Annotated in this window: 2 protein-coding genes; both read left to right on the top strand. The window is 78.2% G+C overall.

Translation table 11 applies throughout. From position 1 onward, the window contains the following. Nucleotides 1-243: Rho termination factor N-terminal domain-containing protein (locus tag ACSNOB_RS32025; RefSeq protein ID WP_436691186.1), on the top strand; the 243-nt coding region annotated here is incomplete at its 5' end. A gap of 69 nt (nt 244-312) precedes the next feature. Further along, on the top strand, nt 313-386 hold a 74-nt coding region (locus tag ACSNOB_RS32020; protein ID WP_436691188.1), incomplete at its 3' end, for a DUF1697 domain-containing protein.

The raw sequence follows: 386 nt of genomic DNA, 5'->3' as shown, positions 1-386 counted from the left end.
AAGGCGGGGCGGGCGGCACCGGCGGCGGACCCGGCCCGCGCCCGGGCCGCGCTGGCCGCCATGTCCCGCCGCGACGACGGTACGGCGTACCTCGCCGGCTGGACCGCCCGCGACCTGCGGGCGCTCGCCGCGGACCTGGAGCTGCGCGGCGTCGCCGGGCTACGCAAGACGGACCTGGTGGACCGGATCGTCGACCGCACCATCGGCTACCGCCTCGCCTCCACCGCCATCCGCCAGCTCTGAGCCGCGCGGGCGCGAGCCGCGGGGCCGTCGGCCCTAGGCTGGCCGGTACGGACGGGTCGAGGAGGGCGCATGGACAGGTGGGTGGCGCTGCTGCGCGGGGTCAACGTCGGCACCGCGAAGGTCGCCATGGCCGATCTGCGCCG

It is taken from the genome of Micromonospora sp. URMC 106 (genome assembly GCF_051386395.1).
GTDB lineage: Bacteria > Actinomycetota > Actinomycetes > Mycobacteriales > Micromonosporaceae > Micromonospora.
The sequence above is the reverse complement of the archived record's forward strand: the minus strand, read 5'-3'. Positions and strand labels throughout refer to the sequence as shown.